An 11,178-nucleotide genomic window follows, 5' to 3' on the forward strand; every position below is an offset into this window, starting at 1 on the left:
CTCGGGGCGTGGGCCGCGTGCTCGGTGTCCAGGCGTTCCGGACGCTTCTCTGTTCGGCGGCGCCAGCGGTAACCCTCGTGACAACCCCCGGGCGCCCGCACCGCGGGTGCGGTGCCGGGGGCCGGCCAAGCGACTACCGACTAAAAGCCCGGGGAATGCGTGGCCCTTCGGGTGGCCGCCCATACGTGAAGACCGCAGCCGCGTTGGGCATCACCGCCGCCTGCGTTGCCGCCGTGGGGGTGGCGAACGACCCGATGGGCGAGGGCAATCCCGATCCGGCTCAGGCTGCGATGACGGCCGCCGCTGCGACCGGCGAGAACGGACTGCCCCCGCTCAACCTGCCCGAACCTGAAAGGGTCGAGGAACCGGAGGCCCGCTGCGGTCGGCGACCTTCGCTGCTCCGGGAGGGCAGTTCGTCATCGCGACCGGTGACAATCGGTGTTTCGCCGCTTCGGAGAGCACCGTGCTCGCTTTCGGGGCCGGGAGCATCGCGTCGTTGACGCGTTCGGGCGTCTCGATCGGCGATGCTCCACCGGACTCTGGTTGGTCCAAAACCGTTGATCTGGTTCGTATTCTGGTGCTGGAGCTGGGGTTCTCCGTGGGGTGGTGGGGTCGTCGGGATGCCGCGTTGGACGCGCTCGTTACCGGGCGGAGCTCAGGTGCAGGGCGTCGGCGGTGGCCGGTGTCGCGTGCCGGGGCGCGAGGGGTCGGTGCTCGCGGCGGCGAGCTCGGTTGGTGTGTCGTTTGCGGTCGTTTTCGGTCATGCCGCCCCAGATTCCGTACGGTTCGCCCGTCGTCAGGGCGTGCTCGCGGCACTGGGTGAGTACGGGGCAGTCCTGGCAGATCTGCCGGGCCCGTGATTCGCGGTGACTTCGGGCGATGCCGCGTTCATTGTCGGGGGAGAAGAACATCGACGGTTCGATACCGCGGCACGCGGCGCTGTCCCGCCACCCTTCGGGTCCGCTCAGGACCTGGTGGGTCGGCGTGGATGGGGTTCGGGCGGGGAGCAAGTGCGGTTCCTTTCGTTCCCGAACGGGAGGATCTGTGGGCAGATCCGGACTCCGGAAACTGAATTTCTGTGTTGTCGATGTGTCGTGGGGTCTCGGTTGCGGCTCGTTCCGGACAACAAACCGGGCACCTTGGTTTGACGGGTAGTGCGGATGGCCTGGTGTCTGCGCTAGGCGGTCCAGTGTCCAATCCTCGGCGGTGGCGGTGGCGGTGGCGGTGGCGGTGGCGGTGGCGGTGTGGGCCCCATCGGGGTGATGCCGTGTCATGGCTCCCGCCTCGGGAGGCTTGTGGCTCTTGTGCTGTACGTATGCGACTTTCCCCTGCCGGCCACCCGGGGTGGGATGGAAGATGACGCTCGATCAGTTCGAGGACAGCTTTCGGGTGGTGGCCGCTCGCGGCGTCGGCAGGGGCGACTGTCGCCGGTTCGGCGAGGTTGGCGCCAGGAGAATATGCGATCTGCTCTTCGTCGCCGCGGCGGTTGCCGCGGCCCTTCGCCACAACATCATCGATTGTACGGACATACCGATCACATGGGTTTACAGGAGAACAGCGATTGTTCCGCGAGGCTCAGGTCACCGTTTGTCAGTCGAGCCGATCCTCGGGTGGCTGGCCGGCTATCCGTCGCTCGACCGGATGCTCGCGACCGAAACCCCGGTCGTGGCTGCCCGCGACACCACCGGCGGGCTGCGCGTGAGGTTCGCGCGGACCTTCCGCACCGTATCCCGAGGTGAAGACGGTGCGCCCCCACGGTCGGACACCGCTCGATGATCGGTGTCCCTCTCGACCTCTACCTCTGAGACCGAAGGGTTGTCCCGTCCCGGGTCGCCGAAGTGCCGATGCCGACCGAGGCTGCGGGTGAAACGCAGTGCCCGGGCCGGCTGAGGTGAATACCCGATCGGGTGCGGCGGCAGGATGCGCCGGATGGTCCGACGCGTCGACGACAGCATCGGCATCGTGTCGTTCGCCGCCTGTCCGGTCAATCTGGCTATGGCACAGCACATTCCATGTTCAGTGATGGGATAGTTCCGTCCGGAGGCGCCCCGTGATGTTCATGTCGACGTTGCGGTGACCGTCGAACGTCCGCAGGCTGCTCGTGGGAAAAGGTGCACGGCGAGCCGCCGTGCACCCATCCCCGTGCCCCTGGCATTGGTCACCGATGCGATCGGCAGGCGCCCTCGGTGCGCTGGACCGATGCGCCTGTCGGCTCGAGGAGTGAACCGGTCGGATAGGGGTATCCGATGCGCGTGCTGCCGCGTGGCCTCGGACGGCAAACCCGCGCGAGAGCCCGGATCCTCCGGCCGCCTGACCCCTTCGGTCGGAGGGTTCCCATCTGGACCTGATCCGCATGCTGATGGAAGCCTTGGGGCAGTATCGGATTCGACCGTGCATTTCGCCAACGGCCGCATCCGGCACCTTTGCGCGGACGAACTCATACTTGCCGCCGCCGCCCCACCACCGGCGTATCGCGAGATCACCGATTCGCTCAGTGGCGACGATCCGTTCCCCTCGAGGAACTGCCGACGCGGCGTTCCGGTAGCCGGCCCCGGCTGAAGCCGGTCGGCCTCGTAGACGGAAATCGAGCGCCGCGCCAACCTCGAAAATCCTTCCTGCCCAAGGATCGTCTCGACAGGACGGCCTCCACGCAAAATCGCCTCCGGGTAGAGCCGGGACTATTTGCGTTTTCGGGTCGGTAGATGGTGGTGCCGATGACGAGAGCGCGGTTACCTCGACATCGGTCGGTGCGGGGGACGGGCGGGGCGCAGGTATCGGACGTTGCGGGTGCACGCGGTCAGTTCGGAGAGGGCCTGGTGTAGTTGGCCGGTGACGTCCCACACATCGGGGACGAGGTTTCGGCAGGTGATGATGCCGACGTCGAGGTGCCGGCCGTAGGACATGGCGGCGATGGTGATGCCGCCGGTCATGTCGCTGACGGCGGAGACGGGGAAGTTCCCGGTTACCTCGATGCCCGCGGTGTACAGCGGCCGAGCAGGGCCGGCGGCGTGGGAGATGATCAGGTTGACCGGTGGCGTGGGCATGGTCAGTGCCCGCAGCGGTGTGCGTGAGATCGGGCCGCGCAGTGCTCGCGGCAGCGCGGCGCCGACGTCGCGGACGAGGGTGGCGGGTGCGGCGCGGAAACGTTGGGGTGCCGCCGTGAGTGAGGTGTGCACCTTGTGCAGGCGGCGGGCCGGGTCGGCTTCGTTGATCGGAAGGGCGATGGGCAGGAGGGAGAGTCGATGGTCGGCGGCCGCGAACTGTGCGTCGGTGCGCCGTGCGATCGGCATGGCCGCGGCCAGCGTCGTGTTTGGCGGGGCATCGTGGTCGATGAGCCAGCGCCGCAGCACGGTGGTGCACAGCGCCGTCACCACGTCGTCGACGGTGCATCCCAGCGCGGTCCTGACCGCATCGACCTCGCCGAGTGGCAGCGAGGTGAACGCGAATCGTCGGCGCGCGGTGTCGGGGCCGGGGAATGGGGTGTCGGGCGGTGCCGGTGCCGGTGCCGGTGCCCCGGCCGTCGCCTCGTCGGCCGGCCGCCGCCATGTGCGCGGGGTCAGCCCCCGGGCGAGTGTGCCCAGCAGGTCCGCGCCCGGGACGGTGAGAGCGTCGGCGAGCTCGGGCAGGTGCGGTGCCAGCCGGAGCGAGGACCACATCAGCCGCGCGGGCAACAGGGCCAGATGCCAGGCACTGTTGCCGAGCATCCCCAGGGCGCCGGCCGCCTGGTACTGCTCGTCGCTGAACCGGTGCGGCACCGTGCGGGGTTGCGGGGTGGTGTCCATCAGCACCGCGAGAGCCTGCGCCGCGGTCAGGCCGTCGATCACCGCGGGGTGCACCTTGGTGTAGATCGCCTGCCGGCCACCGGTGAGCCCGTTCACCAGGTAGCACTGCCACAGGGGCCGGTCGCGGCTCAGTGGACGTGCCGCGAGACCGGAAATCTGCTCGGCGAGCTGTTCGTCGGTGCCGGGACCGGTCAGGGTGACCTCCCGGATGTGATAGCCGAGGTCGAGGAACTCGGAGTCCACCCAGTAGGGCCGGTCGAGCCCGAGAGGTACCTGCTGTAGCCGCCACCGCAGTGGCCCCACCAGGTGTAATCGGCCATCGGCGAGCGCCCGGAGGGCCTGCACCGTGAGCCCGCCACCCGGTGTGGTGGGGCCGAGGACGCTCAGGATCCCGACATGGGTGCAGGTGGTGGATGTCTCGGCGTCGAGGAACTGCGCATCGAGTGAACTGAGCTGGTGCATAAGGTTTTACCTGGATTGGGTGAGCCAACGTGCTGGGCGAGCCCACAAGGCGTCACCCCAACGCTACGCCGCGGCGCGCCCCCCGTGGTGTCCGAGCAGGTCGTTGACCGAATCCGCGCTGAGCTTCGCTCGACAATTTCGAATTGGCGCACACCGATTTTCGAATTGCGCCGCCGGTGCGTCCGCACGCGGGCAACAGCGAGGGTTCGTGCGGACCTCCCGGTGTGTCCGGACACCAGAGAACTCGGCGATCGCACCGAGTACGGAAAGAACCTCCGCCGGGGGAGCGTGAGAGAAGTGGGATTGACCCATCGGCTCTTCGACAGCGCCGAGCGCGAACTGGGAAACGTCGCCGCGCTGGTGTTCTGCCATTGCGAGTCGGTCGATTCCGGCCGGTTGGACACCACGGTGGAGAGCTTCGATCGGCACTTCGCGGTCAGTACGCGGGCGTCGTGGCTGCTGATCCGGGGGTACGGGCTGCGATTTCGCGGTCAGCACGGTACCGGGCGGGTGGTCAGCCTGACCAGCGATCACACCGTCGGCAACCTGGCCTGTGGGGCGAGCAAGGGGGCGATGGACCGGATCACGCTGGCCGCCGCCCGTGAGCTTGCCGATCTGGGAGTGACCTGTAACGCGATCAATCCCGGACCGACCGACACCGGGTGGATGAACCGAACAGCAGAAGGCGCACATGATCACCTGCACATCTCTGGGACGCCTCGGTATACCGCAGGACTTGCGCGAATCTGGTGACGTTCCTCTGCCCCGCGGAGGGCGGAGGGATCAACGCCCAACTTCTCCAGAGCGACGGCGGTCTCGAGTAGTCAAAGGCTGTATCTGATCAACGACGCGAATCGTACGGTCGAGGTCACCGCGCTCTCTCACCGCGCGGACGCCTGTCGGTCCTCGTCCTGACGTGAGACGGCGAGTGTCGCAGGATGGACAGGATAGAGCCGTGGCCCGGGCGAATGCTCTGATCTGGGAATATGTCGGGTCCCGGATGTGATCGGGAGGCGTGTTGCGGATGATGGGTGGAAAGGACCGCGGATTTCACTGGGCGTCATCGCGGGGCCGCTGCTGGCGGTCTTTTCCAGCTGCCGGTGATGATTGTGTGGCAGCACTTCAGTCGACCGAAACCGCGTTGCCGGCGCCGCCGTGGTAGGCCGTCTCGATCCACCCGACGGTCGCCAACCGTCGTTCCTCACGGCTGCTCCAGCGGCCACGGTCGAGGACATTGCGTTGCAGCAACGCGAAAAACGATTCCATCGCCGCATTGTCACCCATGCCCCAACCTTCTCATAGAAACTCGTAAGCCATTGCAGGCCAACAATTCTACGAACATTCCGGAACGGAACCGACCAGGTTCAACCGGTCGACGCAACACCTCGACAATGAAAGGCGCGGAATGGGTGACGTCCATCGGCACGGGCGGCAGCGTTGACTTCGACGGGCGGCGGTGTGGTCACCGGGACCACACCGACCGACGAGTACGGGCTGCCCACGCTCAACCTGTCCGTGAGCAAACCGGCCGAGGACACCGAAGCCACTACCCAGAAGATCTCGTTTCTCCTGCGTTTCTGCGTCACGAAGGCATTCGGGGCAGCAGTCGCGGTGTTCACCGGGGATCGTCGGGAACCGCCCACAGGCCCGGGCCGGTCCGTCGGCCGGTGTGGGGGGTCAGTGCCCGTAGCCGGGCGGCGTCGTCGCTCAGTGCCTTCCGCAGGTGGGGGCGTACGTCCTCGGCGACGCCTGGTGGGAGTGTGCAGCCGTGGTGCACGAGGTCGGCGGTGTTCTCGATGAGCCGCACCGCTCGCACGAGGAGTGGCTCCGGCACCCAGACAGTGGGAAGGTGACCGTCGTGTTCTCTGGTCAGGACGCCGAGGGTGGAGATCATCGACATCGCTGTCGCCGGCTCGTCGGGACCGGTGTCGGCGCCGGCGAGGGCGGCGACCTCGACGAGGGCGGCGATTGTCGCACCGAGGGTGGGCAGGGGCATGGCGATGGTGCGGGGCAGTGTCAGCAGGTCGGCGCCGGGTGCCTCATCGTTGATGCGCAGGGCCAGTTCACGGGCGAGGGTGCGCAGTGCGTGAGGATCGAAGTACCGGCGGGCGGTGCGTTCGGTGATGTGCATCCGCTCTGCCACGGCGGCGACTCGGTCGGTGAGCAGGTCCTCGAGTCGGTCGGCGGGGACGGTCAGACCGATCCGTGCCAGCTCCTCACCGAGGGCGGAGGCCGTCGTCCTCACCCATGATGATGGTCGTGGCATCGGGGCCTCCTGATCAGAGCGTTCCACCACATCTGGTCTGTCTACCAGTTCGCCCATGGTGCGGCGGCGGCAGGCGACGGGAATGAACGCCGCGCCGGACCGGATTGCGGGTTCGGCGACGGGTGCTGGATCGGACGCTGACAGTTTCCGGGGTGCGCTCGCTGTCGGATCGGGACTTCCACAGTGGTGTGCAAATTTGGTGCAACAACGAAGGGTGGGCATGTCTGTCCTCGACACCAGAAGCGCTCTTGCCGCCAACTCTGCCCGTGCACACCTCGGCTTCGGAGGGGGGAGCTGTGGAGCGATTCCGGTGGCGGGCAGGGCATGCAGTCGGCGGCGTAGTGCTCGGTGAGCGCCTCTGGTCGACGATCTCCGCCAGATCCATCCGCACGCGCATGCGTCGACGGCGAGGACACGGTGATCGAGTCGATGCGCGGCGACGTTCCCCGGGGCAGTTCCCCTGCCATGCCCGCCTGGAGCGGTGGGTCCCGGTCGAGTCCTGACCCGGACGAGTAGTGCCATCTGGACAGCGGAGCTAGACGTCCCCTATCGCTCGCTCGTCGCGGCGATCGCGTCGGTGATCTGCCCGCGCTGTTCGGCGGTCGGGTCGCGGGCCCGGGCGTCGTCGGCGATGCCGAGCATGACCATGACCCCGGCCGGCCCGATCCCGTGACCGCGCATGTATGTGGTGAGGACGTCGGAGACGAGTAGGTCGGCGGCGATTCGGTCGCGTCGGCGGTACAGCAGCGACGTCAGTGGTACGTGCCCGGACAGTAGGTCGTCGGTTGTCCTCTGACGCACCGCGTTCAGACTGACGATCGTCTGGTCGTCTGGTCGTCTGGTCGTCAGGTTTGGGTGTCGGCACTGGGGTTCCTCTCGGTCGGCAGGCGGCAACGGCGGATCACAGGCAGCGCGGCGGTGCGGTCGCTCCGGCCCAACTCGTTCGGTCCGTGCTGCGGAGCGGGGATCGCCACCGGAGCCAGACGCCGCCGGCGGCGAGGACGACACCGGCGAGGGCCAGTCCGGTCGCGTGCCAATCGACCACGAAGACGGTGGGGGTGGTTCGGGGCCGGAGACGAGGTGGAGGGTGCAGTGCGCGGCCACGGTGGGCATCTTTGCTCGGCTGGAGTGCTGTTCGGCGATGACGAGTCCGTACTGGTTGAGCACGTCCTCGGGGAAGCGGTGGTGTCCGCGGCAAATCTCCTGTGGGGGGGTGAGAGATGAACGCGGCCAGATAGACCGCGATCCCGGTGACTACCGCGGCCAGCGGTCCCGCGCGGCGCATCAGCTGCCGGGACGTCGCGGGCGGCGGGCGGCGAACACAGCGACGGTGATCTCGACCTCCTTGAACGCGGCGGCCAGAGCCGTATGCAATCCGTCGAGGTCGTCCCCGCGGTTGTGGAAACGGTGTGATCGGCCCGCTGTAGAGGTTGTTCAGGGTGCGGCTGAGAAGAGTGTGCTGCACACCGTGTCGAGGATGGTCGAGCCGAAGAACACCCCGTCGTCGGCCATGAAGTAGCCCAGGTTGCGGAGCCGAATCTGCCATTCGCGCTGAACGCGGCGCGCCTGCGCGACAAGCTCTTCAGGTTGTGCGGGTGTCAGCGCATCGGGAGCGGCCAACAACGACTCGACCACCGCGACCGGGACGCGACGGGTTGAGTTGTCGTCGGCGTTGTCGTCAGACCTGTCGTCGCCTGACCGCTTGCCTGTTAAGTTCCGCAGAAGGTTTGGAAGGATGTGCCGAATCATTGTGGGCGGACATGGTGTGGTCAGACCATTCGTCGCGGCGGCCGAACGCCATCAGCTTCTCGAACGAGCGGCAAATCCGGGCAGGTTGTTTCGGTCGCGGCGAAGTCAGGTTCCGGCATGGCTCGGGGCACGGTGCGGGGTCGGGTTCGACGAGTGACGGTGTCACCCGACCGGGCGGTGATCTGCCGGGCGTGGACGACATCAGGCGCCGACCTGCGGGGGTGGGTGTCCTGCCGCCGTGCGTATACCAATCAATGTCGTTGACTACGTTTAAGGTAGTAAAAGTACGCTAAGATGTCTGTTGTCTACGTTTGCACCGAACCAGGGGGAGAAGGTCTGTGATCTGGCCGGAGCATCGTATCGAGACTCGGCCCTGGAACCCGCGTCATCGGCAGGGTTCGCGCGCGGACCGCACCCTGGAGACCGTCGACGTGATGATCCCGCCGATGATCGGCGCCCTCGACTGCGATCTGGTCGGTGTTGTTGCCCGCGCGCACGAGGAGGCGGTCATCGCGGTGGCCCGCCTCGAAGCAGGGTTCGGCGAGCACCTGGCGCCGCTGTCGGACTTCCTGCTGCGCAGCGAGTCGGTGGCGTCGTCGAAGATCGAGCACATCGACGCGGGCTGGCGCGCGTTCGGCAAGGCGCTGGCCGGTGGCAAGTCCAGCGCGGAGGCCAAGTCCCAGCTCGCCGCGGTCAAGGCCCTGATCGCGATGGTCGACGCGGCCGGGGACGGCCCGATCACCGGTGACACCCTGCTCGGTGCGCACCGGTTGCTGATGGCACCGGACTACTACACCGCCCGCGACTCCGGCCGATTCCGCGACGTGCAGAACTGGATCGGCGGCAGCGACTACACCCCGATCGACGCGCTGTTCGTGCCCCCGCCACCGGAACTGGTCGACGAGCTGCTGGCGGACCTGCTGGAGTTCGCGAACCGCACCGACCTGCCGATCCTCGCGCAGGCCGCGATCGCACACGCCCAGCTCGAGTCCATCCACCCGTTCACCGACGGCAACGGACGCATCGGCCGCGCCCTGATCAGCGCGATCCTGCGCCGCCGCCGCCTGACCCACCGGGTCACCGTCCCGTTGGCGTCGGTGATGCTCGCCGACACCCGCCGCTACTTCGACCACCTGACCCGCTACCGGGCGGGTGATGCCGACGGGTTCGTCGAGTACGTCGCCCGCGCGGCGATCGTCTCCAGCGAGGCCGCGCAGGACTCTGCCCGCGCCCTGGCCGAACTCCCCAGCTATTGGCGCGATATCGCGCGGCCGCGCAGCAACTCCGCCGACGAGAAGATCATCGACGCCCTCCTCGGCACGCCGATCTTCGGCGCCGACACCGCCCAGCAGATCACCGGCACCACCGACGCCAGCGCGTACCGCGCGCTGGGCCGGCTCACCGCGGCCGGGGTGCTCGAGGTGCTCTCCGAGAGCAAGCGCAACCAGATCTGGGCCGCCACCGGTGTGCTCGCCGAACTCGACGCCCTGAGCACCACCATCGGCAGGCGCACCACCGAGCACCTGTAGCCTTCCGCAGGGCCCGCCGCTCTGCGCCCTCGGCACCCGTCGCGGCGACGGGTGCTGCTCGGTTAGGGCCCCGGCGGCGAGAGCTCCGCAGCAGCAACGAAATACACGGTAGCGCAGAACCTGCCACTGTCGGCTGGCGCTCTGCCGGGTCACGGACGTGGCGGCGATGGCAAGCCCCACCGAGGGCGGCGCGGGTGATCCTGGACACGAAAGATTTAGGCAGGACACGAAAGGCGGAGGCGCTGAACGCCCGTCGTTGGTGCCACTGCAGCATGAACGCGTTCGGTGATGTCGAGGTTGCGCGCGGCGTCCGCTGGGTTCGGGTGAGGAACAATAGAATTCGTGAGCGCCGGTGGAGGTGGGGTCGTCGAGCAGGGCCAGGAGGAGGTGGTCGGTGCCGATTTCCTCGTGCCCGAGCAGGGCGGTCTGGCGGAGGCTGCCCTCGGGGACCTTCTTCGTTTTTGCCGGTGTTCGGGATGTGCCCGGCGACGGGGGTGGAGCCCGCCGGTGCCCTGGAGCTTGCTGTCGAGTGCCGGGGCGGTGACGCCCCATGAGGTCAGTGCTGCCGTTCCGGGGCCGCCGGCGTCGAGGATCCCGACCAGTAGGTGTTCGGTGCCGACGCCAGTTCTGGTGGTGGGTGCGGGCGGCGCCGGCGGCGAGGACGACCACGTGGCGGGCTTGATCGGAGAATCTCTCGAACACGATGACGCGCTCCCGCCCCAAGGCGTCGCCGCGAGCGACGCGATCCGCTGCTGAATCTCTGCTGCCCATTCTGGGTGGGATCGATGCGACCTCGGCACCCGCGGGCGTAATGGTGCTGTGACCTGGTGTGATGACATGTCTCCGGTTTGTGATGTGGGGTGTCGGCGACCTGTCGGGTGAGTGCCGGCGCCGGGGTGTCGGCGGGCGTGGGGGTGTCTGCTTCGTCCGTTTTCGAGCCGTTTCTGAAAGGTATTGATTGACAACATGTTTGGGTAATTACTTGGTGAGTAAGTTTTTACGTGGGTTGTGCACGTTTTTCAGATTGTAAGGTTCGAAAAAGGTTGATTATCAACAGATATGGGTGTTTTAAGTTTTTCGTCTGTTTTGGGATTCGAGGGTGCCGGGTGGTATGCTGTGGGTATGACATGGAGCGGTGCGGGAAGGCGAGTGGGCGGCGGGTCGGGCACACCCTCCCGCTTCTCCAGCCCCGTTGGGGTGCGGGGGACCGGATCGAACGGGACGATGAAAAGTGCAGGCGAGAACCTAATCTCGGAAACTCAGAGGAGCGAAGCGACTCGATCGACGGCAACGGGAATCGACCCACTGCGAGCCGCGCAGCGGCTCCCTGGCGGGGAGCGCAGCGACTCGCCCCGTCTCCCGGCGCGGAGCGCCGGGAGCAGCGCCGCGG

General features: G+C 67.4%; 10 protein-coding genes and 1 pseudogene. 4 read left to right on the forward strand and 7 right to left on the reverse strand.

From position 1 onward, the window contains the following. Positions 1-641 precede the first annotated feature (641 nt). Positions 642-1,010, reverse strand: coding sequence for a WhiB family transcriptional regulator (locus RHA1_RS35545; protein ID WP_009472503.1), 369 nt, complete (start codon positions 1,008-1,010; stop codon positions 642-644). 346 nt (positions 1,011-1,356) lie between these two features. On the opposite strand from RHA1_RS35545, the gene RHA1_RS35550 reads away from it, so the two are divergent. After that, on the forward strand, positions 1,357-1,776 hold the full coding sequence (locus RHA1_RS35550) for a DUF1931 family protein (protein ID WP_050787218.1): 420 nt from the start codon (positions 1,357-1,359) through the stop codon (positions 1,774-1,776). Positions 1,777-2,729: 953 nt separating this feature from the next. Here the strand turns inward: RHA1_RS35550 and RHA1_RS35555 are convergent. Next, a complete protein-coding gene (locus RHA1_RS35555; RefSeq protein WP_011593341.1) occupies positions 2,730-4,244 on the reverse strand; it encodes a wax ester/triacylglycerol synthase family O-acyltransferase in 1,515 nt (504 codons plus the stop codon). Positions 4,245-4,466: 222 nt separating this feature from the next. Between RHA1_RS35555 and RHA1_RS52325 the strand changes: the two genes are divergently transcribed. Then, a complete protein-coding gene (locus RHA1_RS52325) occupies positions 4,467-4,997 on the forward strand; it encodes an SDR family oxidoreductase (protein ID WP_272942772.1) in 531 nt (176 codons plus the stop codon). Positions 4,998-5,304: 307 nt separating this feature from the next. Here the strand turns inward: RHA1_RS52325 and RHA1_RS52330 are convergent. The 5 genes and pseudogenes from RHA1_RS52330 to RHA1_RS53315 all read right to left on the reverse strand — a co-directional run. Further along, positions 5,305-5,601: pseudogene (locus RHA1_RS52330) on the reverse strand (hypothetical protein); the annotation flags it as partial. A gap of 258 nt (positions 5,602-5,859) precedes the next feature. After that, positions 5,860-6,489, reverse strand: coding sequence for a hypothetical protein (locus RHA1_RS49695; protein WP_237726812.1), 630 nt, complete (start codon positions 6,487-6,489; stop codon positions 5,860-5,862). A 567-nt stretch (positions 6,490-7,056) separates the two neighbouring features. Further along, entirely contained in the window at positions 7,057-7,311 is a 255-nt protein-coding gene (locus RHA1_RS35570) for a hypothetical protein (RefSeq protein ID WP_237726811.1), read from the reverse strand. A gap of 100 nt (positions 7,312-7,411) precedes the next feature. Beyond that, positions 7,412-7,555, reverse strand: coding sequence for a hypothetical protein (locus tag RHA1_RS52335; protein WP_016884935.1), 144 nt, complete (start codon positions 7,553-7,555; stop codon positions 7,412-7,414). Between the two features lie 389 nt (positions 7,556-7,944). Further along, positions 7,945-8,145, reverse strand: coding sequence for a hypothetical protein (locus tag RHA1_RS53315; protein WP_009472491.1), 201 nt, complete (start codon positions 8,143-8,145; stop codon positions 7,945-7,947). Positions 8,146-8,597: 452 nt separating this feature from the next. Here RHA1_RS53315 and RHA1_RS35580 point away from each other — a divergent pair, with 452 nt between their 5' ends. Further along, entirely contained in the window at positions 8,598-9,788 is a 1,191-nt protein-coding gene (locus RHA1_RS35580; RefSeq protein ID WP_011593337.1) for a Fic family protein, read from the forward strand. Positions 9,789-10,130: 342 nt separating this feature from the next. Then, positions 10,131-10,544: a hypothetical protein gene (locus tag RHA1_RS54015; protein WP_041810841.1), complete on the forward strand. Its 414-nt coding sequence runs from the start codon at positions 10,131-10,133 to the stop codon at positions 10,542-10,544. Positions 10,545-11,178: the final 634 nt, after the last annotated feature.

This window comes from Rhodococcus jostii RHA1, assembly GCF_000014565.1.
Taxonomy (GTDB): domain Bacteria; phylum Actinomycetota; class Actinomycetes; order Mycobacteriales; family Mycobacteriaceae; genus Rhodococcus_F; species Rhodococcus_F jostii_A.